Source organism: Massilia litorea, assembly GCF_015101885.1.
Classification (GTDB): Bacteria; Pseudomonadota; Gammaproteobacteria; order Burkholderiales; family Burkholderiaceae_D; genus Telluria; species Telluria litorea.
In genome coordinates, this window is the sequence record NZ_CP062941.1 from 4,263,796 (window position 1) to 4,289,601 (window position 25,806).

Here is a 25,806-nt window from a genome sequence, read left to right on the forward strand (position 1 = left end):
TTGCAGGCCTTGCGGCTTGCCGGTGCGCCGTAGGGTGGGCTCTCGAGCCCACGCGTTTGGTATGGACGCACATCCGCGGCGCCGCTCATCAACCGCTATCAACATGCTAATATCGACCCGTGCCGGGTCATGTGGCCCGGCTGGTTCGAGGAGCTGCATGCATGAGCGAAGCACAGCAAGTTACCCTGGTCACGGGCGGAAGTTCCGGCATCGGCCGCGCCATCTGCGAAGCCCTGCTGGCCGAGGGCCGCACCGTCCTCAATCTCGACATCAGGGCGCCCGACTGGCGCCATGAACGGCTGATCTCGCTGCAGGCCGACCTGACGCGACAGGACCAGGTCGAGGCCATCGCCCGCGACATCGCCGCCCGCTACGCCGTCACCGCGCTCGTCAACAATGCCGGCGCCACCCGCCCCGGCAGCATCGACAGCGCGACCATGAGGCAGCTCGACGACGTCGTCGGCCTGCACCTGAAAACCCCGATCACCCTGGTGCAGGCCCTGTTGCCGGCGCTGCGCGCATGCGGCCATGGACGCATCGTCAACATCTCCTCGCGCGCCGCGCTGGGCAAGCCCGAGCGCATCGTGTATTCGGCCACCAAGGCCGGCCTGATCGGCCTGACGCGCACGCTGGCGCTGGAACTCGGTGGCGACGGCATCACCGTGAACGCCGTGGCGCCGGGTCCGATCGCCACCGAACTATTCAGGAACAGCAATCCGGAAGGCGCGCCGCAGACCCGGCGCATCCTCGACAGCATCGTCGTCAAGCGCCTCGGCACGCCCGAGGACGTCGCGCGCGCCGCCCTGTTTTTCCTGGCGCCGGAGAACGGCTTCGTCACCGGCCAGGTGCTGTATGTCTGCGGCGGCACCACACTCGGCGTCGCACCGATCTGAATTCGCAGTCCTTTCCAACACAACAACATCCCGGAGACCCACCATGCACACTCTCGTACCGAAGCGCCGCAAGCTCGCCCTGTCCATGCTCGCGACCGGCGCCCTCGCGCTGGCGCCGTTCGCCGCCCAGGCCCAGGCCTTCCCCTCGAAGGCGCTGACCATCGTGGTGCCGTTCTCCGCCGGCGGCACGACCGACATCCTGGCGCGCGTGGTCGGCCAGTACATGGCCAAGGACCTGGGCCAGCCGGTCATCATCGACAACCGCGCGGGCGCCGGCGGCAACATCGGCGCCCAGATGGTGGCGCGCGCCGCGCCCGACGGCTACACCCTGCTGATGGGCACCGTCGGCACCCACGCCATCAACCAGAGCCTGTACAAGAAGATGCCCTTCGACCCGATCAAGGACTTCGCACCGATCACGCGCGTGGCGCTGGTGCCGAACCTGCTGGTGGCGAATCCGTCGCAGCCCTTCAAGACCGTCAAGGAACTGATCGCCTACGCCAAGGCCAACCCGGGCAAGGTGAGTTTCGCTTCCTCGGGCAGCGGCACCTCGATCCATTTGTCGGGCGAGATGTTCCAGCAGATGGCAGGGGTCGAGATGCAGCACATCCCGTACAAGGGCAGCGCGCCCGCCCTGACCGACCTGCTCGGCGGGCAGACCGCGATCATGTTCGACAACATGCCCTCGGTGATCAGCCACGTCCGCGCCGGCAAGCTGCGCCCGATCGCCGTGACCACGCCGACCCGCTCGCCGGCCCTGCCGGACGTGCCGACGATCGCCGAGTCGGGCGTGCCGGGCTACAGCGCCACCTCCTGGTTCGGTATCCTGGCGCCAGCAAACACGCCGGCGCCGGTCATCGCCAAACTGAACGCGTCGATCCTGAAGGCGCTGGCCGATCCGGAAGTGAAGAAGAAGCTGGCCGAGCAAGGTGCGGAGCCGCATGGCGAGAAGCCGGAGCAGTTTGCGGAGTTCATTCGCAGCGAGACGGCGAAGTGGGGGCAGACGGTGAAGGTGTCGGGGGCGACGGCGGATTAATCAAAAACGCGTGGAGCCGGGAGGCTCGGCGCCCTCCACCCGACGTATCGCGATAATCGTAGGGTGGAGTCCTGACTCCACGCGTTACGACGCCGGCAAAAATCAGCGCCCGCAATCGCACCCGCGATCGAACACCACCCTCCAGGTCCCCGGCCCCTCCAGCCGCCAGACCGAATTGAAACGCCCGATCTGCTTGCCCGCCGCATCCCGCACCGGCCCGCTGGAAAACGCCAGCGTGCCTGAGGCCAGCACCTCGACATCGACCGGCTCCCAGGAAAACGGCGCCGCCGGCTTGTCGAAATTAGCGCGCCAGGCCTGGGCCACGGCGTCCTTGCCGCGCGTCGCGCCGCCCGGACTCATGAACACCGCCTCGCGCGACAGGTAAGCCGTGAAGGCCTCGAAGTCGCGCCGTGCCATGCTGGCGGCGAAGCCGCGCTCGGCCTCGACCACCTGCTGGCGCAAATTGCCCGGCGCCATGCGCGAGCCGCGCGCCATGCCGATGGCCGCTGCCGCCACGCAGGCCACCACCAAAAAAAGAAGTCCCGCCGACCGCAACCTCATAGGTTAACCTTTAAGTTCGAGAATTTTCCTTTCGACAACTCGGCGCCAATTCTGTCACGCCGCACACGCCTTGACAACCGTCAGTTGCGAGCACTCCGAAAACAGAGTATAAATACTCCGAAACTGGAGGAAACAATGAACCTGGCCTATTCCTATCCGAGAAGCCGCTTCGAGCCCGCGGTGCTGGTCGACCTCAATTCCCGCGCCGAACGCGCGCGCCTGTCGAAGTCGGCGCTGACGGGTTTCTTCAAGCTGGCCGCCGCCTGGCAGCTGCGCGACGAAGATGCGCGCGAGCTGCTTGGCGGCCTGTCGCCCTCGTCCTTCTACGACTGGAAGAAGAACCCGGACCGGGTGCTCGAAGTCGACCGCATCACCCGCATTTCCTACCTGCTCGGCATCTACAAGGCCTTGCACATCCTGTACGGCGACAAGCTCGCCGACGAATGGGTGACGCTCCCCAACAGTAATCTCATCTTCGGCGGACGCACGCCGCTGGCCCATATGCTGGGCGGCGGCCTGCTGGCCATGCAAACGGTGCGCCAGTTGCTGGACGCACGCCGTGGGGGCCTGTGATCTTGGCGGTACTTCCGAAACTCACGAGCCTGCGCCAGTTCGACACCTGCCGCCTGCTCCCCTCGCGCTTTGCCGACTTCGAGGATTCGGTGCTCGCTCCCCTGGCCGACAACGACGCCACCCTGCGCGACCTGTTCGACCTCGATAACGCGACCAACGAGCGCCTGCGCGGCGAAGCGGGCCTGCTGCCCGGCATCGGCATGGACGAACTCGTGTTCGGCGTCCCGAATTTTCGGATCATTAACGCGGCATACACGTATGCGCGTCCCGAGGGCAGCCGCTTCAACGATGGCCGGCGCGGCGCCTGGTATTGCGCATTCGAGGCCGACACGGCGCTGGCCGAGGTGAGCTTCCACAAGACCGTCGAATACCAGGAAATCGGCCGCTTCGACGACAGCGTCACCTACCAGGCGATGCTGGCCGATTTCAACGGCAGCTTCCACGACATCCGCGGCGTGCGCGGCTTCGCCAGATCGCTCGATCCGCGCAGCTACGTCGCCTCCCAGGAACTGGCGAATACCCTGCTCGAGCTCGGCTCGATGGGCGTCATCTACCCGAGCGTCCGGCATCCGGGCGGCACCAATCTCGCCTGCTTCCGCCCTGCCCTGGTGGGCAATGTGCGCAGGGGCCAGGCGTATCGGTTAACATGGGCGGGGTCGCCCGTTCCGACCGTCGAGATAATCTAAGTAAATACATACCAGCATGAAAACCAAGCCCGAAAACGATACCGAATTACATGACAAGATCAACCGCGAAACCGGCCGCATCCAATGGAGCGACCTGGAACGCCATTTCGCCCAGGGCAATGTAATCTATGTCAGCGAAGAACTGGACCTGATCGACGTCGCGGTGCGCGTCTCGCACGACGACAAGGAGAACATCGCGCGCTGGATGAATGAGGGCAAGGTTGCGAAAGTCTCGGACCTGCAGGCGCAGACCTGGGCGGCCGGCGAAATCGCGCTGTGGGCGGCGGTCGTCCATCCCTTCATCCTGGTGCAGCCAGAAAAGAAGCAACTGCACTGATCCGCCCTGCCGGCGGCGCCATCCGCGTGCCGCCCTCCCTGCACTATTGCATCAATACAATTATTCCATGTTGCAATTTTGCTGCATAGCATCATTTTTTGCTCCCGTGCTGGTATACTCCCTCTAAACAGCCGAGCTCAGCTGCAGTCCAGCTCCACTTGCGCCGGCCGGTCCCCGACCGTTCCGTCTTCAACCGCGGCCACCGCCGCTCATTCATCAGGAATCCAACGTGAAGAACCTCAAGATCGGCGTCCGCCTGGGCGTCGGATTCGCCATCGTCCTCGCATTGCTGCTGGCGGTCACCGTCACCGCCCTGCTGCGCATGCAGGAAGCGGGCGACATGACGAACCGGCTCGTGCAAGTGAGCATGAAGAACCAGCGCGCCGTGGCCGAATGGGGCAAGCTGATCGAACTCAACCGGGCGAGCCTGGAAACCGCCTACGTGACCGACGACAGCGCCGTGATCGAACGCGTGAGCGCGCGCATGAAGGAAGTCTCGGCGCGCTCCACGGAACTGCAGAACATGATCGAAAGCTCGCTGCGCAACGAAGCGGTCCGCGCCCAGTTCGCCCATGTGAAGACGGCGCGCGATGCCTACCTGAAGGCGCGCACCGCGCTGCTGGACGCCAAGCGCGCCGGCGATGTGCAGGGTGCAGACAGGATTTACACCGGACAGCTCACCCCGCAAAGCGATGCCTTCCTGGCCGAGATGAACAAACTGGCCAAGATGCAGATCGAAGCCTCCGACGCCGTTGCGGCCTCGATCCTCGAGTCCTACTCGAACACCCGCGTGATCCTGATCGCGCTCGGTGTGACGGCCCTGCTGCTGGGCGTCGCCTGCGCCTGGGTCATCACGCGCTCGATCACGGTGCCGCTGCGCCATGCCGTCGGCTTCGCCCAGCGCGTGGCACGCGGCGACCTCACCAGCCGCGCCGCCGCTACCGAGCGCGACGAAACCGGCGACCTGCTGCGCGCCCTCGGCAGCATGTCGAAAGCACTGGCCGAGATCGTCGGCCACGTCCGCAGCGGCACCGGCGCGATCGCCACGGCCTCGAATGAAATCGCCAGCGGTAACGCGGACCTGTCCGCACGCACCGAGCAGCAGGCCGGTTCGCTGGAAGAAACCGCGTCCTCGATGGAAGAGCTGACGTCGACCGTGCGCCAGAACGCCGACAACGCCCGCGAAGCAAACAAACTGGCCCGGAATGCCGCCGCCATCGCCGGCGAAGGCGGCGCGGTGGTGGCTGAAGTCGTGGCCACCATGGGCTCGATCAACGCATCTTCGCGCAAGATCGTCGACATCATTTCGGTCATCGACGGCATCGCCTTCCAGACCAATATTCTGGCCCTGAATGCGGCCGTGGAAGCGGCGCGTGCCGGCGAACAGGGCCGCGGCTTCGCGGTCGTCGCCGGAGAAGTGCGCAACCTGGCCCAGCGCTCGGCCGGCGCGGCGAAGGAGATCAAGGCGCTGATCGACGATTCGGTCAGCAAGGTCGCCGCGGGCACCGGCCAGGTCGATCGCGCCGGCGCCACCATGGGAGAAATCGTGCGCAGCATCGAACACGTCACCGGCATCATGGCCGACATCGCCAGCGCCAGCGAAGAGCAAAGCGCCGGCATCGAGCAGGTCAACAGCGCGATCGTCGACATGGACAGCGTCACCCAGCAGAACGCGGCCCTGGTCGAGGAAGCCGCGGCCGCCGCGGAATCGATGCAGGAACAGGCCGAGCGCCTGGCGCAGGTGGTCAGCGCCTTCAGGCTCGACGACCTGGCCGGCGCGCCGTCGCGCCCACGCTCGGCTGCCGCTGCCGGCGCACAGTTGGCGCTGGCCGCCGCCTGAAGCGGTGCTCAAGGTGCCGGCAGCGAGCTTGCTGACCGGCCCTTCGATCTGGCAGGGCCGCGGCTGCGCGAAGGGTTGCATTGATGAAATCGGTGCGCGCCCTGAGGGGCAAGTGCCTTTTTGGTAATGAAAATTGCGTAAATTGTTGTCTCGATCATCATATTTTTCCGATAGAAACGAATCCGCAGATAGATTCATCAAATCGGCTATACTTCCATAAACTGTAGGAATATTGATGAACAGCAATTTAATCGAAGAGGACCCGATCCTGACCACCAGCGCCGCCGCGCGCCTGCTCGGCGTGGCGACCAGTACCGTCCAGCTCTGGATGGAAAGCGGTGCGATCGAATCGTGGAAAACCCCGGGCGGACACCGCCGCACGCGCGAGAGCCATATCCGCGCCCTGATGAACAAGGTATCCGGCCAGTCCGGCAACCTGGAGCGCCGCCTGCCGCCGACGCCGACCGATCCGGAATTCCTGCCGAATCCCGACCCGGGCTTCCCGGTGCCGGAAGAGGAAGCGCAGCGCCTGGCCGCGCTGGCCGCGACCCGGCTGGTGGACAGCTTGCCGGAAGAGCGCTTCGACCGCATCGTGCGCCTGGCCTCGAAAGTGACCGAGTCGCCGATCGCCCTGATCTCGCTGCTGACGGCACGCCGCCAGTGGTTCAAGGCACGGGTCGGCCTGCCCGCCCAGCAAACGCCGCGCGAATGGGCCTTCTGCACCCATGCGATCCTGCAGGACGGACCCTTCGTGGTGGAAGACGCGCTGACCGACGGGCGCTTTACCGACAACCCGCTGGTGCTGGCCGACCCGCACATGCGCTTCTACGCGGGCGTGCCCTTGCGCGACCCGTCGGGCATGGCGATGGGCACCCTGTGCGTGATCGACCGCGAGCCGCGCAAGCTGCGCGCGTCGGAATTGCAGGCGCTGATGGACCTGGCCGCGATTGCCGCGAGCGAGATCGAGGCCTCGGGCGAGCATTAAGCCTGGTGGTCGCCCACAGTTGACCTGAGCATGTGTTTGGTGGGCGGGGGACCGCCCACCCTACCGGTGCTGCAGCGCATGCGCCGCCTGGCGCATCAACAGCTCCGCCTTGCGCGGATCCGGTTCGCGCAAGGCCAGTTCCTGCAGGGCCGCCGGATAACCCAGCGCGGCCGCCTCTTCCAGCCAGCGCCGTGCCGCCGCGTCATCCTGCTGCACACCCTCCCCCGCCGCCAGCATGTTCGACAGCGTGAACATCGCGGCGGGCACCTGCGCCCGCGCAGCCGCCTCGATCAGGCGCGCCGCCCGGACGGCGTCCGCAACTACACCTGTACCGTTCCGATACTTCAGTCCCAGCCGGTAATCAGCCTGCGCATCGGCGGCCTGCACGGCGCCGCAGCATACGATGGCCAGCAGCAGCGCAGCGCCTTTCATTTCGCCAGGTCCAGCGCGTACAGCGCAAACCCCTTGCCGAGGCCATCGTCGGCGCGCACCTGGCTCAGGTTGTCGAGCCCCGCGTCCTGCGCCAGGCCGAGCATGCCGGGCGCCGAATGGAACACGACCGGCCCGGCCGTCTTCACCTTCGTGAAGCGCCAGCTGCGCGTCGCGCCATGCGCCGCACGGGTCAGCTGTTTCACGTCGCGGATATAGGCGATCAGGACGTCGCGGCTGGTGTCGGGCGAAGCGAGGACCGTCTTGCTGCCGTCCAGCCCCGGGAAATTGCCGCCGCCGCTGGCCCGGTAGTTGTTCGTGGCGACGATGAATTCCTGTTCCGGCGTCACCGGCACGCCGCGCAGGGACAGCTTGCGGATGCGCGCGCCCGGCGCCTGGGTGACGTCGATCTCGTAGCTGATCTCGCCTGAAGTCGGCGTATCGAAGTTATAGCTCGGCACCGCGGCGTTGACCAGCTCCTGCGGCTCAGTCCTGCCCGGGTCGATCGTATTGAAGCGGCGCGCCGAGGTCTCGAGCCAGGCTTTCAGGCCGGCGCCGTCGATCTTCACCGCATACAGCGCATTCGGATACAGGTAGAGGTCGGCGGCGTTGTTCAGGGCGAGATTCCCGGCCGGGACGTCGGTGAAATCGAAGGCGCCGGCCAGGCCGCTCTTGAACGGCGCCGACATCGACAGCACCGGCAGCTTCGCGTACTGTGGCAGGTTGGCCGCCACATAGCTCTTCACATACCGGGTCTGGGCCGCGTTCACCACCTGCAGCGCCGAGGGGTCGCCGACATCGGCGAAATAGGTCGTCATGCGGAAGTCGGTGCTGCCGACCGGCGTCTTGACGTAGCCGATGGTAGCCTCGTGCTCCTCGCGGACCAGGTCCGACACCGCCGGGTCGGGCGCGACGAAGCTTTTATCCGCGTTCTGCGCGGCGCGCGCCTCGACCACGGTCTTGTCCTTCTCGACCGTCCAGCCCTTGCCGCTCGCCCGCAGCTGCAGCGCGATCACGCCCAGGTGCTTGCCCCACAAATTCGCCATCACGGTCGGTACGCCGTGCACCAGGCCCTTCGCCTTGTCGACGCCCGGCAGGTTGAACTGCGGCGCCGTGCTGGCGGCGTTCGGAAACAGCTGGTGCGAATGGCCGAGCAGCATGGCATCGACGCCCGGCACCTGCGCCAGGTACCAGCCGGCGTTTTCCATGGCCGGCGTGTACGGATTGGCATCGAGCCCGCCGTGGGCGATGGCGACGACGATGTCGGCGCCCTTCCTGCGCATCTCCGGGATGTATTTCAGGGCCGCTTCGCGCACGCCCGTCGTGTAGACCTTCCCCTCGAGCCAGCGCTTGTCCCAGGACATGATGGTCGGCGGCGTGAAGCCGATGATCCCGACTTTGACGAGCGCCTCGATCGGACGCCCGCTTGCGTCCGTCGCCTTGATGCGTTTTTCGATGATGCGCCAGGGTTCGAAGATCGGCTTCTTTGTCTTCACGCTGTAGACATTGGCCAGCACCTGCGGGAAGGCGGGACCGGCGCAGCGCCTGGGCTGGTCGACGCCCGCCACCTGGAAGCGCTTGCCCGTCACCTGGCTGAGGTAGGCCAGGCCATAGTTGAATTCGTGGTTGCCGATCGAGGCGCCGTCGTATTTGAGGGCGTTCATCACCTTGTAGATGCCCAGCGTCTGGTCGCAGCGCAGCGGTTTTACCAGCGCCTGCCAGTCGGCCAGCGCATTGCCCTGGATCGTGTCGCCGTTGTCGAACAGGATTGTGTTGGCGAATTCTTCGCGTGCCTGCGCGATCAGGCGCGCCGTGCGGTCCAGGCCGATCGAGGGCTCGGCGGCGAGCTTGAAATAGTCGTAGCCGACCACGTTCGAGTGCAGGTCGGTGGTTTCGAGCACGGCGAGGGTCGCGCTGGCACCCTTGGGGGCGGATGTTGCGGCCAGGGCGGGGGCGGCGAGGACGGCGCAGAGGCCGGCGATGCCGATTTGACAAGGGATGGAGTGGTGCATGAGGCTGCTTTGGTTAGAAGTTCAGATGTGATGCGCCCAATGATACGGTGGCGGCACGAACCGGGGCAAGCGCCTGGGGTATAATCGAAGGTTCGATTCAACTCATTCAAATTGCCAAGATCATGGAAGCTGAACGCATCAACGCCATCGCCGCCCTGCTGAACGACCTGACCGGTCGCGAGGCCGAACTTCGGAGGTATCTTTGACTTCGATCGGAAGGCAGAGAAACTAGAGCAGGTCAACGAAGAACTCGAGGATCCGACCGTCTGGAACGACCAGAAACGGGCGCTGGATCTCGGTAAAGAGAAAAAGGCGCTGGAAGGCGTCGTGCTGACGCTCGAGAAAGCGAAAGCCGATCTCGCCGACGCATCCGACCTGTTCGAGATGGCGCGCGAGGAAGGCGACGACGACACGATCGAAGCCGTCAGCGCCGACGCCGACGCGATCGCCAAGGTCATCGAGGGCATGGAATTCCGCCGCATGTTCGGCAACCCGATGGACCACGCGAACTGCTTCATCGACATCCAGGCCGGCGCCGGCGGGACCGAAGCCCAGGACTGGGCCTCGATGCTGCTGCGCCAGTACCTGCGCTATTGCGAACGCAAGGGCTTCAAGGCCGAGATCCTGGAACAGTCCGACGGTGAAGTCGCCGGCATCAAGACCGCGACCATCAAGGTCGAGGGCGAGTACGCCTACGGCCACCTGCGCACCGAAACCGGCGTGCACCGCCTGGTGCGCAAGTCGCCGTTCGACTCGGCCAACGGCCGCCATACCTCGTTCACCTCGCTGTTCGTGTATCCGGAAGTCGACGAATCCTTCGAGATCGAGATCAACCCGGCCGACGTGCGCATCGATACCTATCGCGCATCCGGCGCCGGCGGCCAGCACATCAACAAGACCGACTCCGCAGTGCGCCTGACGCACGCGCCGTCGGGCATCGTCGTGCAGTGCCAGAACGACCGTTCCCAGCACCGCAACAAGGCCGAGGCCTTCGACATGCTGCGCGCGAAGCTGTTCGAACTCGAGATGCGCAAGCGCATGAGCGAACAGCAGAAGCTGGAAGACTCGAAGACCGACGTCGGCTGGGGCCACCAGATCCGCTCCTACGTGCTCGACCAGTCGCGTATCAAGGACCTGCGGACCGGCTTCGAGACCGGCAACACGAAAAACGTGCTCGACGGCGACCTGGACGATTTCATCTCGGCCTCGCTGAAGCAGGGCGTAGGCGCAGGCGCAAGCGCATGACGGCACGCACCACGGCTCCTGACAAGCGCGCCCTGATCTTCGACATGGACGGCACCATCGTCGACAACATGGCCTTCCACACCCAGTCGTGGATCACCTTCTTCGAGCGCCGCGGACGCGCCATCGATGCGGACGAATTCTTCCGCACGACGGCCGGCCGCCAGGGCAAGGAGATCATCCGTTCCCACATGGGCGAGCACCTGGAAGACGACGAAGTGGCGCTGCTGAACCACGAAAAAGAGGCCGTCTACCGCGAGCTGTACGCGCCGCACCTGAAGGCGGTCGACGGGTTCGAAGACCTGATCGCCGACGCCCGCTCGCAGGGCATCGCCCTTGCGGTCGGCACGGCCGCGCCGCCGGCGAACGTCGAGTTCACCCTCGACGGCCTGGACCTGCGCCGCCATTTCGAGACCGTCGTCGGCGCCACGGACGTCCCGCGCGGCAAGCCGCATCCGGACGTGTTCCTCGAAGCGGCCAAACGCTGCGGCGCGGAACCCGCCCACTGCATCGTGTTCGAAGACGCGCCGCTGGGCGTGGAAGCGGCGCGGCGCGCCGGCATGCGCGTGGTGGTGATCACTACCACCCTGCCGCGCGAAGCCTTTGCCGAATTCGACAACGTGATCGCCATCGTCGACGATTTTTCGAGCCTGTCGCTCGAGACGCTGTTCGCCTGAGTTTGGCGCGACCATACACCAACAAGAGTTGAACCAACCATGACTACGGAAAACCAAGAGAACACGCCAGTGCCAGCAGTGGCAGCGGCCGACGAAAACAAGATCATGACCGAGCGCCGCGCCAAGCTGGCTGCCATTCGTGAACAAGGCGTCGCCTTCCCGAACGACTTCAAGCCCCAGCACAAGGCGGCCGAGCTGATCGAAGCCTACGGCGCCCTGACGCGCGAAGAGCTGGAAGAGAAAGCGATTCCCGTGGTGCTGGCCGGCCGCATGATGCTGAAACGCGAAGCCGGCAAGAAGGCGGCCTTCGCCACCCTGCAGGACGCCTCGGGCGTGCGCGCCGACGGCCGCATCCAGATCTACGTGACCCTGGACGCCACCGGCGAAGCGGCAATGGAAGCCTTCCGCAGCTACGACCTGGGCGACATCCTGGGCGTCGAGGGCACGCTGTTCAAGACCAAGGTCGACGAACTGACGATTAAGGTGTCGAAGCTGCGCCTGGTCACGAAATCCCTGCGCCCGCTGCCGGACAAATTCCACGGCCTGGCCGACCAGGAGACGAAGTACCGCCAGCGCTACGTCGACCTGATCATGAACGAAGAGACGCGCCGCACCTTCAAGGCGCGTACCGCCGCGCTGTCGTCGATGCGCCGCTTCATGGAAAAGAACGGCTTCATGGAAGTCGAGACCCCGATGCTGCACCCGATCCCGGGCGGCGCCGCGGCCAAGCCTTTCATTACCCACCACAACGCGCTCGACATGCAGATGTTCCTGCGCATCGCGCCCGAGCTGTACCTGAAGCGCCTGGTGGTCGGCGGCTTCGACCGCGTGTTCGAAGTGAACCGCAACTTCCGCAACGAAGGCGTCTCGATCCGTCACAACCCTGAATTCACGATGATGGAGTTCTACGCGGCCTATACGGACTACACCTGGCTGATGGACTTCACCGAAGCCGTGATCCGCCAGGCCGCGGTCGACGCCCAGGGCACGGCCGTGCTGTCGTACGGCGGCCGCGAGCTGGACCTGTCCAAGCCCTTCCACCGCCTGACCATCGTCCAGGCGATCAACAAGTACGCGCCGGGCTACACGGACGAGCAGCTGAACGACGCCGAGTTCATCAAGACGGAACTCAGGAAGTTCGGCGTCAAGCCGTTCGCGAATGCAGGCCTGGGCGCGCTGCAACTGGCGCTGTTCGAAGAGACGGCCGAAGCGCAACTGTGGGAGCCGACCTATATCATCGACTATCCCGTAGAAGTCTCGCCGCTGGCCCGCGCCTCGGACACCCGTGCCGGCATCACCGAGCGTTTCGAGCTGTTCATGGTGGGCCGCGAAATCGCCAACGGCTTCTCGGAGCTGAACGATCCGGAAGACCAGGCCGCGCGTTTCCTGTCGCAGGTCGAGGCCAAGGACGCCGGTGACGAAGAGGCGATGTACTACGACGCAGACTATATCCGCGCGCTGGAATACGGCATGCCGCCGGCCGGCGGCTGCGGGATCGGTATCGATCGCCTGATCATGATTTTGACGGACTCGCCGAACATCCGCGACGTGCTGCTGTTCCCGCACTTGCGGAAAGAGGACTGATCTTCTTGATCAATGAAAAACGGGGCGCTGCGGCGCCCCGTTTTTGTTGTTGGCCGCGACGCGACGCCGTGTTTATTGCACGATCGTATAGCAAGGCACATACGCCTTGCCCGGCAACTTCATCCGGCTCTGCTCGACGAACGATGCCAGCAGCGCGTCCATCGGCACCATGATGTCGCTGTCGCCGTGGATCTCGTACTTGCCGTGCTTCTCGATCTCGCGGATCCCCTCTTCCTTCACGTTGCCGGCCACGACGCCCGAGAACGCGCGGCGCAGGTTTGCGGCCAGCAGGTGGGTTTCCTGGTTCTTGTGCAGCGACAGGTTGCGCATGTTCTCGTGGGTCGGCTTGAAGGGCTTCTGGAATTCGTGGTCGATTTTCAGCAGCCAGTTGAAGTAATAGGCGTCGCTCCTCGCCTTGCGGAATTCGCGCACCTGCTTGATCCCGGCCTGCATCTCGCGGGCGACCGCGTCCGGGTCGTCGATGATGATCTTGTAGCGCGCCTGGGCGCGCACGCCGAGGGTCTGGGCGATGAAGTCGTCGATCTGCTCGAAGTATTCGCGGGCGGTGGCGGGGCCCGTGAAAATCAGCGGGAACGGCATTTCGGCATTGTCCGGATGGAGCAGGATGCCGAGGATGTACAGGATTTCTTCGGCGGTGCCGGCGCCGCCCGGGAAGACGACGATGCCGTGGCCGGTGCGGACGAAGGCCTCGAGGCGCTTCTCGATGTCCGGCATGATGACCAGGTCGTTGACGATCGGGTTCGGCGACTCGGCCGCGATGATGCCCGGCTCGGAGATGCCGAGGTAGCGCCCGACCGCCAGCCGCTGCTTCGAGTGGCCGATGGCGGCGCCCTTCATCGGGCCCTTCATCGCGCCCGGGCCGCAGCCGGTGCAGATATCGAGTTCGCGCAGGCCGAGCGCGTAGCCGACCTGTTTCGAATAGTTGTACTCGACGCGGTTGATCGAGTGCCCGCCCCAGCAGACGACCAGGTTCGGGTTGCGCTGCGGCTGCAGGATGTTCGCGTTGCGCATGATGTGGAACACCGCATCGGTGATCCCTTCCGGCTTGGCGAGGTTGAATTTCGGGTTGTCGGTGACTTCGAAGTGAACGTAGACGATGTCGCGCAGGACGGCGAACAGGTGCTCGTGGATGCCCTTGATCATCTTGCCGTCGACGAAGGCGATCGACGGCGCGCCGCGGATATCGAGCTTGATGCCGCGCTCGCGCTGGATGATGCTGATCTCGAAGCTGCTGTAGCGCTCGAGCAGTTCCTTGCCGTCGTCGATCGAACTGCCGCAGTTCAGGACGGCGAGCGCGCACTTGCGGAATATGTTGTAGAGGCCGCCCTGGCTGGTGTCGAGCAGCTTGGCCACCTCGGCCTTGGACAGGACTTCGAGCCGGCCTTCGGGGGAAATAAGGGTGTCGACGACTTCGTAGTTCATGCAGGTCTTCCTTTCAAATGCGCCGGAAATAAATGCTTCCGGAAATAGTGCTGGCTGTTTCACCAATATACGACAAAGGCGCCGCGCATGCCTGCGCTTGTGTGCGCCAATGGTGCAAGCTGGCAACGCCTTGCACCGCCCGCGCGCGTGTTTACCACAAGGCCAAATATTTTTCTTATGGTAAGAAATTTCCACTAAAATGCGTCCCAACTGGAAAGTCCGGCTGATCCCGGATTCCAACAAAACGGACATTCTCAAAACACTATTTTCGGGAGAACCCGCATGAGCGGTGCAGCAGTTTCACCAGGCAAAGAGGTTGCCATTCCAGAATTCAAACAGATCATGGGCCATCCGGCGCCGCTGTGGATGCTGTTCATGACCGAGTTCTGGGAGCGTTTCGCTTTCTACGGCATCCGTTGGGCGCTCGTGCTCTACATCGTCGCCCAGTTCTACGGCGGCGCAGCGGTCGGCCAGGCCGACGCCAACCTCACCTACGGTTCCTACCTCGCCCTGGTGTATGCCGGCGCCGTCTTCGGCGGCCTGATCGCCGACCGCGTCATCGGCTACCAGCGCTCGATCCTGATCGGTGCCGTCTTCATGGCGGCCGGCCTGTTCATGATCACGCTCCCGAACCCGGACATCTTCAAGCTCGGCCTGGCGACCATCATCGTCGGCAACGGCATGTTCAAGCCGAACATCTCGACCATGGTCGGTAAACTCTACGCGCTGAACGATACCCGCCGCGATTCCGGCTTCACGATCTTCTACATGGGTATCAATGCGGGCGCCTTCATCGCCCCGATCCTGACCCAGATCCTGGCGCAGAAACTCGGCGACGGCACGACCCCGGCCTACAAGGTCGTGTTCTTCGCAGCCGGCGTCGGCATGCTGGTCAGCCTCGTGTGGTTCTACATCGGCCGCAAGACGCTGCAGGGCATCGGCGCACCGGACGCCAACGCACGGGGCACCGGCCGTCCGATCGCCGTCATCATCGGCAGCGTCATTGCGATTCCCGGCGTGTACTTCCTGCTGAAACTCGGCGCCAACACCCTGCAGGTCATCCTGACCGTGCTCTTCGTCGCGCTGGCGCTGATGCTGATGATCGAAGGTATCCGCAACGGTAAGGTTGCGCGCGACAAGACCATCGCCATGATGATCATCTTCGCCTTCAATATCCTGTTCTGGATGTTCTTCGAACAGGCCGGCAGCTCCTTCACCTTCCTGGCCGACCAGATCGTCGACCGCAACCTGGGCGGTTTCATCTTCCCTGTGGCCTGGTTCCAGAGCGTGAACTCGATCGCCATCATCGCCTTCGCCCCGATCATCGCCGCCATCTGGGTCATGCTGGGCCGCCGCAACGCGAACCCGTCGATCCCGCGCAAGTTCGGCCTCGGCCTGATCTTCAACGGCCTCGCTTTCGGCCTGCTGATGTACGCGCTGTCGACCCTGGTCGACATGAACGGCAAGATCCCGTTCTGGACCCTGTTCACGGTCTACTTCATCCAGTCGGTCGGTGAGCTGTGCCTGTCGCCGATCGGCCTGTCGATGGTCACCAAGCTGGCGCCGGTGCGCCTGGTCGGCCTCGGGATGGGCGGCTGGTTCCTGTCGACCGGTATCGGCAACAACCTGTCCGGCATCTTCGCCTCGCACGTCTCGGGCGAATCGGGCATGTCGGTCGCTTCGGCGCTGGGAGGCTACACCTTCGGCTTCTGGTCGCTGGTGGGCGGCGGCGTGCTGCTGTTCCTGATCGCACCGCTGATCCAGAAGCTGATGCACGGCGTGAAGTAAGCGCTTTCGCTCGACACAAATAACGGCAGCTTCGGCTGCCGTTTTTTATTGTGCGTTCACGAGGACCTGGGCTTCCTGTCCAGTGCCAGCTCCATCTGCGCCATCTCCTCCTCGATCCAGGCGCGGAAGCGCTGCACCTTCCCCATGTTCTCCTTGTGCGGGTTCGCCAGGAAGCGGTAGCCGCTCTCGAAGCGCGCGCTGCGGCAGGCGATCTGGCGCAGCGCGCCCGAGGCGATGTCCTGGCAGGCGATCCCGTAGGGCACCAGCGCCACGCCCTGCCCCGCCACCGCCGCCTGCACCAGCACGCCCCAGTGGCTGTAGGCGCGCGAGAAATCGTAATTCCCCTTCAGCGCGCGATTCTCGTTGAGCAGCTGCAGCCAGCGCTCGGGCGACTTCTCGTACAGCAGCGGCCAGTCCTTGATGTCGGCCAGCGTCAGCTCGGCCTGGCCCGGCGCCAGCAGCTCCGGACTGTAGACCGGCACCAGCCGCTCGCGGAACAGGGTAGCCGGGTCGCCATCGCGCACCGGGCCGTAGCGGATCGCGACGTCGGTGCTGTCGGCCTCCATGTCGACCGGCGCGTCGTTGGAATCGATGCGGATGTCGAGTTCCGGATACAGCTTGGTAAAGCGGTGCATGCGCGGCACCAGCCACTTGATCGCGAACGAGTGCGTGGTCGAGATGCGCAGCACCGATTCCTCGTCGCCGCGCTGCAGCGCCGCCACCTTGCCGCGCAGGTCGGCCAGCATGCGGCCCACCGCGATCGCCAGTTCCTGGCCTTTCTCGGTGAGCGCGATATGGCGCGGGTGGCGCACAAAGAGCGCGAAGCCGATCGCCTCTTCCAGCTGCTTGACCTGCAGGCTGACCGCCGCCGGTGTCTTGTGCAGCTCGCGCGCGGCCAGCTTGAAGCTGCCCCAGCGCGCCGCACAGTCGAAGTCGATCAGGCCGGACAGGCTGCGCAGCGGCTTCATGCGGCCCCCATGCATAAATTTATCTTATTCATAGCGCTCGGTTTTTCTCGGTTGTGCGTTTCCACTGCTGAGCAGAAAATATACTCGATTCGTCAAGGAGAAGCCATGCACAAGGATATATTAGTGATCGGCGGGACCCGCTATTTCGGCAAGCTGCTCGTGCAGCGCCTGGTACGCGCCGGCCACCGGGTGACGATCGCCACCCGCGGCTACGCCCCCGACCCGTTTGGGGCGCGCATCGAACGCATCCGCATCGACCGCCGCAATGAGACCGCCATGCGCGGCGCCTTCGCCAATAAACGCTACGACCTCGTGTTCGACCAGATGTGCTACAGCCCCCTGGACGCGGCGATCGCCGTACGCACCTTCGCCGGCAAGGTCGGGCGCTATGTCATGACTTCCACGATCGACGTCTACCGCGGTATCCAGCCGTCCGGCGGCGCCCTCCTCGAAACCGACCTGCCTGTGCTGGCGCAGCCGATCGACACCGGCTATCCCTGGCACGATCCGAAGCGCGCCGTCGAAAGCTATGTGGCCGGCAAGGTGCAGGCCGAGGCCTACCTGTACCGCGACGGCTCGCTGCCGCTGGTGACGGCGCGCCTGGCGCACGTGCTGGGCGGGCCGGAGGAGTTCACGGGGCGGCTGTCGTGGTATGTCGACGCGTTGCGCTCGGGGGTGGCGCTGCGCTATACGGATGCGCAGGCGAAGCTGTCGTTCCTGGGCACGCAGGAGGCCGCGGCTTTCCTCGACTGGGCCGGCGCCCAGTCGTTCACCGGGCCGGTGAATGCGGCGTCGCACGGGGCCTTGTCGGCGCACGATCTGTTCGGGCGGGTGGCCGACGTGCTCGACGCGCGCGCACGCACGCAACAGGTTGGCGGTGCGGCTCCTGGGGTGTTGTCGCCGTTCGATGCGGGACAGGCGACGGTGCTCGATACGGCACGCGCGTCGTCATTGGGATTCAAGTTCAGCCAGACGGACGAGTGGCTGGATAACGTGATTCGCCAGCACGACCTGGCGTTTGTGTAGGCCGCGTATGCTCGAACGGTGAACCACATAAAAGAACGGGCGCCTCGAGCGCCCGTTTCACTTACTGCTGCGGCTTCTCGCGCGCCACCCAGTACAGCAGCAGCACGATCGCCGCATACGGTATCAGGGACAGCAGATCCGCATGCGCCCCCGCGAAGAACGGGTTCGACGACTCGGCCCACTTCGCCATCATGCTGTCGAAATTCGTCATCACCCCCGCCGTGATCGCGATGATGATGCCCGCCAGCGCACCGCCGGCGATATAGCCGGAAGCCAGCAAGGTGCCCGAGCTGCGGTCCCCGGCAGCGGTGCGCTCTTCGTCGTTCAAGGCCGCGTACTGCGGCAGCTTGTTGTTGCGGCGGTCGGCCGCCCAGCGCACCGCGCCGCCGACCGCGATCGGCAGCGTCGACACCAGCGGCAGATACACGCCCACCGAAAACGCCAGCGCCTGGATGCCGGCCATTTCCAGCACCACCGAGATCATCACGCCGAACAGCACCAGGGTCCACGGCAGCTGCTGGTCGAGGATGCCCTTGATGATGTAGGACATCAGCACGGCCTTCGGCGCGTCGTATTTCTTCACTTCGGTGCCGTCCGGACGCGTGTGGTGGTGGCCGTTGATGCCCGGGTCGACCAGGTAGGCCAGTTTGCCGTCTTCGCCCACCAGGTATTTGCCTTCCGGTCCGCCGGCGGTGCCGACCTTGCGCCAGACTTTATAGGTCTTATTGTCGCTCTCGGCCTGCGGGCCTTGCAGCTGCGCCGTCTCGGTCAGCTTCGACGCGTCGACCGTGATGCCTGGCGCAACCTGGGCGGCCGGCACGTAGACGGTGCCGGCGTCGTTCAGCTTCAGCAGGATCGGCCCCAGGATCAGCGCCGAGGCAAAGGCGCCGCACAGGATGGCGTACTGCTGCAGGCGCGGCGTCGAGCCGACCAGGAAGCCGGTCTTCAAATCCTGCGAAGTCGTGCCGGCGTTGCTGGCCGCGATGCAGACGATGGCGCCGACCGACAGGGCGGTGACGTAATAGCGTCCGCCGGTCCAGCCCATGACCAGGAAGATCAGGCAGGTGAACAGCAGCGTGGCCACGGCCATGCCGGAAATCGGGTTCGACGAGGAGCCGACTTCGCCGGTCAGGCGCGAAGAGACGGTCGCGAACAGGAAGCCGAACACGAGGATCAGGAGTGCGCCCAGCAGGTTCATGTGCAGCGGCGTGGCGAAGGTGATGATGGCGATGATGGCCAGGCAGCCGATCGCGACCCATTTGAACGGAATGTCCTGGTCGGTACGCAGCGAAGGATCAGCTCCGGCTGCAGCCGTCGTCTTCTTTGCGCCCATGCCCGCCAGGCCGCCCTTCAGGCCATTCCAGATCGACGGCAGCGAGCGCACCAGCGAAATCAGGCCGCCCGCAGCCACGGCGCCGGCGCCGATGTACAGCACATAGGCGTCGCGGATGTCGTCGGGCGACATGTCCTTGATCAGCATCGTCCCGGGCGACAGCGGCACCGTCAGCAGCTCGCCGAAGAACTTGATCATCGGGATCAGCAAGAGATAGGACAGCACGCCGCCGGCCGCCATGGTAAAGGCGATGCGCGGACCGATGATGTAGCCGACGCCCACCAGCTCGGGCGAGATCTCGGCACCGGCCGAACCGGCCTTCAGCGGCGCGCCGAATTCGAAATTGGCGACATCCTTCCAGCCCTTGAACGAGACGTTGGCCACCTTGTACAGCAGGCCGAGGCCGAAGCCGCCGAAGATGATGGCAGCGCGGCGCCGGGCGTCGCGCGCGGCGTCGGACCCCGCTTCGCGCACCTCGCCCGCCGCTTCGCGCGAGGTTTCGGTGGCGGCCGCCTTCAGCACTTCGGCGCAGGCAGTGCCTTCCGGGTATTTCAGTTCACGGTGGGCGTCGACGATCATCGTGCGCCGCATCGGGATCATCATCAGGATGCCGAGAAGGCCGCCTAGCACGCCGACCAGCATGACGCGCGAGATCTCGAGGTCGAAGCCGAGGATCATAATCGCCGGCATGGTAACGCCCAGGCCGAAGGCGAGCGACTCGCCGGCCGAGCCGGCCGTCTGCGTGATGCTGTTCTCTAAAATGGTCGACTCGCGCCCGCCCATCTTCTTGAACATGCCGAACAGGGTGATGGCGATCACCGCCACCGGAATCGAGGCGCTGACCGTCAGGCCGACTTTCAGGACCAGGTAGAGCGAGGAAGCACCGAAGATCATGCCCAGCACGACGCCCATGACGAGGGCGCGGATGGTGAATTCGGGGAGGTTCGAGTTGGCCGGTATGTACGGCTTGACGGCGGCGGGAGCGGGATCGTAGGGCATCGTATTCCTGGGTTCTTGGGGCGCCGGGCAGTCGCAGCAGACTTAAGGCAGCCTGAAGGCGTGACTATGGCATAGCCGGAGGGCGAAAGAAAGCGGATTATAATGCGCGGCCGGGCCTGCCTTTTGCGCAGGCCCACAGCAGGAGAACACTGTCTTGACCAAGTCCCCACGCGCACCGCGCCAGCTCCGCCGTTTTAACAAGCAAGGCGGTTTCATCTTCTTCATCCTCGCCGCCATCGTCCTCGCCGTTGCCTGCGCCGCAGTCTGGTTCCTCATGACGATCGTGCCGAACGTGCCTTCGATCGACGCCGTCACCGACTACAAGCCGAAGATCCCGCTGCGCATCTACACCGCCGACAACCAGCTGATCGGCGAATTCGGCGAGGAGCACCGCGACTTCGTCCCGATCGACCAGATCCCGCCGATGATGAAAAAGGCCGTGCTGGCCATCGAGGATGCGCGCTTTTATGAGCACAAGGGCATCGACTGGGTGGGCGCCGCGCGCGCCGTGAAGGCCAACGTGACGGGCGGCTTCGGCTCCGGCGGCGCCTCGACCATTACCATGCAGGTGGCCCGCAACTTCTTCCTGACGAAGGAAAAAGTCCTGTCGCGCAAGCTCAACGAAATCGTGCTGGCTTATAAAATCGAGGATGCGCTGACCAAGGACCAGATCCTCGAGCTGTACATGAACCAGATCTATCTCGGCCAGCGTTCCTACGGCTTCGCCAGCGCCGCGCGCAGCTATTTCGGCAAGAAGCTCGACCAGCTGACGATCGCCGAGACCGCGATGCTGGCCGGCCTGCCGCAAAACCCAGCCCGCCACAACCCGGCCGTGAACCCGAAGCGCGCCAAGCTGCGCCAGGAACAGGTGCTGCGCCGCCTGCGCGACCTCGGCGACATCGACGAGGCCCAGTACGCAAAGGCCGTCGCCGAGCCGCTGCGCGTGCATTCGAAGCCGCAGGAATTCGGCACCCATGCGCAGTACGTGGCCGAGCTGGCGCGCCAGGCCGTGTTCGCCCAGTACGCCGAAGAGTCGTACACGCGCGGCATCAAGGTGATCACGACGATCGATTCGAAAGCCCAGGAAGCGGCCTACGATTCGGTGCGGCGCAATGTGATCGCCTATGACAGCCGCCATGGCTACCGCGGCCCGGAAGCGCGCATCGAGCTGCCGGCGGATGCCGAAGAACGCGAAGACGCCATCGTCGAGGCGCTGCAGAAGCGCCCGTCCAGCGACGGCCTGGAGCCGGCCGTGGTGGTTGCCGCTTCCACGAAATCGGTGAAGGTCGAGACCATCGACGGCGACGCCATCACGATCACGGGCGCCGGCCTGAAGTTTGCGGCAAGCGGCCTGTCCGAGAAAGCCAAAGAGGCGCAACGCATTGCGCCCGGCGCCGTGGTGCGCATCACGAAGGCCGGCAAGGCCGAATGGGGCATCACCCAGGTGCCGCTGGTGGCGGCCGCCTTCGTCGCGCTCGACGCCGACACCGGCGCCTACCAGGCCCTGGTCGGCGGCTTCGACTACAACCTGCAGAAGTTCAACCACGTGACGCAGGCCTGGCGCCAGCCGGGTTCCGCGATCAAGCCCTTCGTGTATTCGGCAGCGGTCGAAAAGGGTTATTCGCCAGGCACCCTGATCCTCGACGAGGCACTGACCATGCCTGGCGAGAACGCCGGCGCCGACTGGTCGCCGGGGAACGACGACGGCGTCTTCAGCGGTCCGATCACGATGCGCTATTCGCTGGCGCACTCCAAGAACGTGCCGACCATACGCCTGCTGCGCGCACTGGAGGTGCCCTACACCCACGACTTCCTCGGCAAGTTCGGTTTCGACCTGGCGCGCCATCCGAAGAACATGACGCTGGCGCTCGGCACCGGCGCCGTGACGCCGCTGCAGATGGCGGGTGCGTATGCGGTCTTCGCCAACGGCGGCTATGGCGTCAAGCCCTACCTGATCGCGCGCATCGAGGACGGCGACGGCAAGGTCCTGGTCGAGAACAAGCCGCCGGCCGCGCGCCAGGAAGCCGCGCGCGTGCTCGACCCACGCAATGCCTTCGTCACCGATTCCATGCTGCGCGACGTCACGCGCTACGGCACCGGCGCCGCCGCCACCAAGCGACTCGGCCGCAGCGACATCGCCGGCAAGACCGGCACCACGAGCGACGCCATCGACGGCTGGTTCGCCGGCTATGGCGGCAATATCGTGGCCGTGGCCTGGATGGGCTATGACGAACCGCGTTCGCTGGGCGGCCGCGAATTCGGCGCCACCCTGGCCCTGCCGATCTGGATCGACTACATGCAGGTGGCGCTCGCCAAGCGGCCGGAGGCGGAGCGTCCGCAACCGGAAGGCATCATGCGCGAGAACGACGACTGGGTCTATGCGGAGTTTGCGGAGCGGCCGGAGCTGCACACGATCGACATCGATCCGGCGACCCTGAATGCACCGCAGCCCTACCTGACGGACGACGAAGAAACCGGCAGCGAGCATCCGCGCGCGGACGGTTTCGCGAAGCCGCCCGAGCCACCGGCGGCGCCGGTATTCGTGCCGGCGCAGCAGTGACAGGGCGAGCGATGCGACCGGCACTCCCGGCGGCCGGTCCGGGATGATCCCGGAACCGGCCGCCTGCCGCCTTCATCGATTGACCAGGCTAGGCGGCTGCAACAAGGCAAGCACCGAGCCCAGCAACAACGCAGCGGACACGACGTACATGCCTGCATCCGTGCTGTTGGTCACGTCCTTCATCCAGCCGATGATCGATGGGCTGACGAAGCCGGCAAGGTTGCCGATGGAATTGATCATGGCGATGCCGGCAGCGGCGGCCGTGCCGCCGAGAATGGCGCTCGGATAGGTCCAGAAGACCGGCATGGTGGCCAGCAGGCCGGCCGTACCGAGCGAGAGCGCGGCCATGGCCAGCGTGACGTTATTGCCGTAGATGGTGGCCAGCAGCAGGCCCAGGCCGCCCAGGGCGCTGGCGATGGTGAAGTGCCAGCGGCGCTCACGGGTGCGGTCCGCGCTTTTCGCGACCGCCAGCATCGCGACCACGGCGCAGCCGTAAGGAATGGCGGTCAGCAGGCCGACGTTGAGCGCATCCTTGACCCCGGCCGCCTTGATCAGCGTCGGCAGGTAGAAACCGACGCCATACAGGCCCATCATGCAGCAGAAATAGATCGCCGCCATCAGCCAGACACGGGGGTTGCCGAAGACGCCGGACAGCGCGTGATCCTCTTTCCCGGCGTTCTCCTTCGCGATATTGTCTTCCAGCAGCCGTTTCTCGTCGTTGCTCAGCCATGAAGCAGCGCGAATGCTGTCGGGCAGGTAGAAGAGCGTGACCACGCCGAGCAGCAGCGAGGGCACGGCTTCGACCAGGAACAGCCATTGCCAGCCCGGCATCCCGTGGAAGCCGTTCATGGAATTCAGGATCCAGCCCGACAGCGGCCCGCCCACCACGCCGGCCACCGGGATGCCGATCATGAACAGCGCATTCATGCGGCTGCGCCGCTGCGCCGGGAACCAGTAGGTCAGGTACAGCACGATGCCGGGGAAGAAGCCGGCTTCGGCCACACCCAGGAAGAAGCGCAGCACGTAGAACACGGTCGGGCTGCTCACGAAGATCATGGCGCCGGACAGGATGGCCCAGGTGATCATGATGCGGGCAATCCAGACGCGCGCCCCGACCTTGTGCATGATGATGTTGCTCGGAACTTCGAACAGGAAGTAGCCGATGAAGAAAATCCCGGCGCCAAGTCCGTACACGGTTTCACTGAACTGCAGGTCGCTCAGCATCTGCAACTTGGCGAAACCGACGTTGACGCGGTCGAGGTAAGCCGCGACGTAGGAGACGAACAGGAAGGGCAGCAGGCGCGCAGTCACCTTGGCATAGGTGGTGGTTTCCAGCTGCTCCCGCTGCGCGATGCCGGCCTCCTGCGAGAGGGTGGGTGAATCCATTTTATTGACCTCGCTTGATCGGATGAACAAAGCGCCGGCGGCCAATGCGGTCGCGGCGACTACACAACGCAGTGTAGAACGCCTGTTGCCATCCCAGCAAGCGGCGCACCGCAGGAAGCGCCCGGTCCCGGGCCTGTCGTTCCCCGGGCTTGCGCAGTGTGCCCTCACGGTGTCGCGGGCGGCATCTTCGCAGTACTGCGCTTCCGGATTTCCCGGTTGACCTGGTTCACCAGGAAGGCGCCGGCAATCGTCGTCGCCACCAGCACCCACCCTACCCTGTTGAATCCGTGCAGCCTGCCATCCGCCCCGATACTGACGAGATGCCCGGCAATCACGGCCGCGACGCCACCCGACAACTGCTGGATGGACGCGCTGATCGCATTGAAGGAACCGCGCATCCGCGGTTCGGGCACCGAGGCGGACATCGCCTGGTAGGGAATCATGCGTGCGAAAATTCCGAGGAACATCGTGACGTTGACCAGGACCAGTACCGGCAGGGACACGCGCCCCAGGTTCGTGTACACCAGCACCATCGCGATGCTTAACCCGCTGCCGGCCAGGAAGACCGGCATCCGTCCGACCGCATCGACCATTTTCCCGACCAGGGGCGCGGTCAGGATGGTGCACAGGCCGGTCAGCAGGTAAATGGTCGGCAAGTCCGTGCTGGCCAGGCCGACATTGTTGACGATGAATACGCTGCTGAAGGGCATGATCATGAAGCCGCCCGTCGTCAGCAGGACGGTGGTGGCAAACGCAGGCAGATGACGCCGCGACACGATCGTGTCGACCAGATGCCGGACCGGATGGACCTCGTGCGCACCGTCCAGATGGGCCGTGACCGGCTTCAGGCGCCACCCGACGAGCAGTCCTCCCAGCGCGCCCAGTCCGACCAGCAGAAAGAACGGCGCATGCCAGTCCCAGCGGGTGGACGCCAGCAGCGCCAGCGGCAGGCCCAGCACCTGGCTGGCGGAGAACGCCGTCTGGATGATCCCCATGACCCGCCCGCGCAGCGCAGGCGCGAACAGGTCGGTTGCGATGGCCAGCACCACCGAGCCGATCACGCCGCCGAACAATCCCGTCACGATACGCGCCAGCAGCAGGGACGGAAAGGTTTGGGCCAGGCCGCACCACAGGGTCCCTGCGAGAAAGCCGACATAAAAGAACAACAGCAATTTTTTGCGATCGAAGCGGTCGGCGAATCCGGCCGCCAGCAAGCCGCTCAGGCCGGCGCTGAACGCATAGGCCGAGACGATCATGCCGAAGCGCGCCGGCGTGATAGCGAGTGCGGGAATGATCAGCGCGCCAAGCGGCGCCATGACCATGAAGTCGAGGATCACCGCGAATTGCAGGAAGGCGAGCAGGCCCGCCACCAGCTTCTGGTAGCCGCTGAACTTGCCGGCGGTGGCCGGCTCGATTGTCGTTTTCGGTGCGTCGGGCATGGTATTCCT

Annotated in this window: 21 protein-coding genes; 13 read left to right on the top strand and 8 right to left on the bottom strand. The window is 65.0% G+C overall.

Going from position 1 to position 25,806, the window contains the following annotated elements:
• Positions 1-161: 161 nt before the first annotated feature.
• Complete coding sequence (locus LPB04_RS19210; protein WP_193686082.1) at positions 162-893, top strand: SDR family NAD(P)-dependent oxidoreductase; 732 nt, start codon at positions 162-164, stop codon at positions 891-893.
• A gap of 43 nt (positions 894-936) precedes the next feature.
• Complete coding sequence (locus LPB04_RS19215; protein WP_193686083.1) at positions 937-1,929, top strand: Bug family tripartite tricarboxylate transporter substrate binding protein; 993 nt, start codon at positions 937-939, stop codon at positions 1,927-1,929.
• Between the two features lie 102 nt (positions 1,930-2,031).
• Here LPB04_RS19215 and LPB04_RS19220 read toward each other — a convergent pair whose 3' ends face one another.
• Complete coding sequence (locus LPB04_RS19220) at positions 2,032-2,490, bottom strand: YybH family protein (RefSeq protein ID WP_193686084.1); 459 nt, start codon at positions 2,488-2,490, stop codon at positions 2,032-2,034.
• A gap of 135 nt (positions 2,491-2,625) precedes the next feature.
• Between LPB04_RS19220 and LPB04_RS19225 the strand changes: the two genes are divergently transcribed.
• The 5 genes from LPB04_RS19225 to LPB04_RS19245 all read left to right on the top strand — a co-directional run bounded on the left by LPB04_RS19225 (position 2,626) and on the right by LPB04_RS19245 (position 6,911).
• Positions 2,626-3,063 (top strand): antitoxin Xre-like helix-turn-helix domain-containing protein, encoded by a 438-nt coding sequence (locus LPB04_RS19225; RefSeq protein WP_193686085.1) that lies wholly within the window; start codon positions 2,626-2,628, stop codon positions 3,061-3,063.
• A 2-nt stretch (positions 3,064-3,065) separates the two neighbouring features.
• On the top strand, positions 3,066-3,749 hold the full coding sequence (locus LPB04_RS19230; protein ID WP_407943866.1) for an RES family NAD+ phosphorylase: 684 nt from the start codon (positions 3,066-3,068) through the stop codon (positions 3,747-3,749).
• A gap of 16 nt (positions 3,750-3,765) precedes the next feature.
• Positions 3,766-4,086, top strand: a complete 321-nt coding sequence (locus tag LPB04_RS19235; protein WP_193686087.1) for a DUF2288 domain-containing protein — start codon at positions 3,766-3,768, stop codon at positions 4,084-4,086.
• Positions 4,087-4,315: 229 nt separating this feature from the next.
• Positions 4,316-5,926: a methyl-accepting chemotaxis protein gene (locus LPB04_RS19240; RefSeq protein ID WP_193686088.1), complete on the top strand. Its 1,611-nt coding sequence runs from the start codon at positions 4,316-4,318 to the stop codon at positions 5,924-5,926.
• A gap of 235 nt (positions 5,927-6,161) precedes the next feature.
• Complete coding sequence (locus tag LPB04_RS19245) at positions 6,162-6,911, top strand: GAF domain-containing protein (RefSeq protein WP_193686089.1); 750 nt, start codon at positions 6,162-6,164, stop codon at positions 6,909-6,911.
• 60 nt (positions 6,912-6,971) lie between these two features.
• On the opposite strand, the gene LPB04_RS19250 is transcribed toward LPB04_RS19245, so the two are convergent.
• Both LPB04_RS19250 and LPB04_RS19255 read right to left on the bottom strand, forming a co-directional pair.
• Complete coding sequence (locus tag LPB04_RS19250) at positions 6,972-7,343, bottom strand: SEL1-like repeat protein (protein WP_193686090.1); 372 nt, start codon at positions 7,341-7,343, stop codon at positions 6,972-6,974.
• Positions 7,340-9,352, bottom strand: a complete 2,013-nt coding sequence (locus tag LPB04_RS19255) for a bifunctional 2',3'-cyclic-nucleotide 2'-phosphodiesterase/3'-nucleotidase (RefSeq protein WP_193686091.1) — start codon at positions 9,350-9,352, stop codon at positions 7,340-7,342. The genes LPB04_RS19250 and LPB04_RS19255 overlap by 4 nt, the downstream gene beginning before the upstream one ends.
• 122 nt (positions 9,353-9,474) lie before the next feature.
• On the opposite strand from LPB04_RS19255, the gene prfB reads away from it, so the two are divergent.
• The 3 genes from prfB to lysS all read left to right on the top strand — a co-directional run bounded on the left by prfB (position 9,475) and on the right by lysS (position 12,855).
• Positions 9,475-10,597 (top strand): peptide chain release factor 2 gene (prfB, locus tag LPB04_RS19260; protein WP_193686092.1). Its coding sequence is split into 2 segments (ribosomal slippage): positions 9,475-9,555 and positions 9,557-10,597, totalling 1,122 coding nucleotides; the frame shifts between segments, so codons are not numbered across the junction.
• Entirely contained in the window at positions 10,594-11,271 is a 678-nt protein-coding gene (locus LPB04_RS19265) for an HAD family hydrolase (RefSeq protein WP_193686093.1), read from the top strand. The genes prfB and LPB04_RS19265 overlap by 4 nt, the downstream gene beginning before the upstream one ends.
• 39 nt (positions 11,272-11,310) lie before the next feature.
• Positions 11,311-12,855 carry a lysine--tRNA ligase gene (gene lysS / locus LPB04_RS19270; RefSeq protein WP_193686094.1) on the top strand — a complete coding sequence of 515 codons (1,545 nt, stop codon included), beginning with the start codon at positions 11,311-11,313 and terminating at the stop codon, positions 12,853-12,855.
• A 72-nt stretch (positions 12,856-12,927) separates the two neighbouring features.
• Here the strand turns inward: lysS and ppnN are convergent, their stop codons facing one another.
• Positions 12,928-14,298 carry a nucleotide 5'-monophosphate nucleosidase PpnN gene (gene ppnN / locus LPB04_RS19275; protein WP_193686095.1) on the bottom strand — a complete coding sequence of 457 codons (1,371 nt, stop codon included), beginning with the start codon at positions 14,296-14,298 and terminating at the stop codon, positions 12,928-12,930.
• Positions 14,299-14,580: 282 nt separating this feature from the next.
• Here ppnN and LPB04_RS19280 point away from each other — a divergent pair, with 282 nt between their 5' ends.
• The gene (locus LPB04_RS19280; RefSeq protein ID WP_193686096.1) at positions 14,581-16,086 is read left to right on the top strand and encodes a peptide MFS transporter; all 1,506 of its coding nucleotides are present in this window, start codon (positions 14,581-14,583) and stop codon (positions 16,084-16,086) included.
• Between the two features lie 56 nt (positions 16,087-16,142).
• Here the strand turns inward: LPB04_RS19280 and LPB04_RS19285 are convergent, their stop codons facing one another.
• The gene (locus LPB04_RS19285; protein WP_193689095.1) at positions 16,143-17,054 is read right to left on the bottom strand and encodes a LysR substrate-binding domain-containing protein; all 912 of its coding nucleotides are present in this window, start codon (positions 17,052-17,054) and stop codon (positions 16,143-16,145) included.
• Between the two features lie 105 nt (positions 17,055-17,159).
• Between LPB04_RS19285 and LPB04_RS19290 the strand changes: the two genes are divergently transcribed.
• Positions 17,160-18,080: an NAD-dependent epimerase/dehydratase family protein gene (locus LPB04_RS19290; protein ID WP_193686097.1), complete on the top strand. Its 921-nt coding sequence runs from the start codon at positions 17,160-17,162 to the stop codon at positions 18,078-18,080.
• A gap of 61 nt (positions 18,081-18,141) precedes the next feature.
• Here LPB04_RS19290 and LPB04_RS19295 read toward each other — a convergent pair whose 3' ends face one another.
• Positions 18,142-20,412 carry an OPT family oligopeptide transporter gene (locus LPB04_RS19295; protein ID WP_193686098.1) on the bottom strand — a complete coding sequence of 757 codons (2,271 nt, stop codon included), beginning with the start codon at positions 20,410-20,412 and terminating at the stop codon, positions 18,142-18,144.
• A 154-nt stretch (positions 20,413-20,566) separates the two neighbouring features.
• Between LPB04_RS19295 and LPB04_RS19300 the strand changes: the two genes are divergently transcribed.
• Positions 20,567-22,972 carry a penicillin-binding protein 1A gene (locus LPB04_RS19300; protein ID WP_407943867.1) on the top strand — a complete coding sequence of 802 codons (2,406 nt, stop codon included), beginning with the start codon at positions 20,567-20,569 and terminating at the stop codon, positions 22,970-22,972.
• A 72-nt stretch (positions 22,973-23,044) separates the two neighbouring features.
• Here the strand turns inward: LPB04_RS19300 and LPB04_RS19305 are convergent, their stop codons facing one another.
• Together LPB04_RS19305 and LPB04_RS19310 are read right to left on the bottom strand one after the other, a co-directional pair.
• Complete coding sequence (locus LPB04_RS19305; protein WP_193686099.1) at positions 23,045-24,358, bottom strand: MFS transporter; 1,314 nt, start codon at positions 24,356-24,358, stop codon at positions 23,045-23,047.
• 164 nt (positions 24,359-24,522) lie between these two features.
• Entirely contained in the window at positions 24,523-25,797 is a 1,275-nt protein-coding gene (locus tag LPB04_RS19310; protein ID WP_193686100.1) for an MFS transporter, read from the bottom strand.
• Positions 25,798-25,806: the final 9 nt, after the last annotated feature.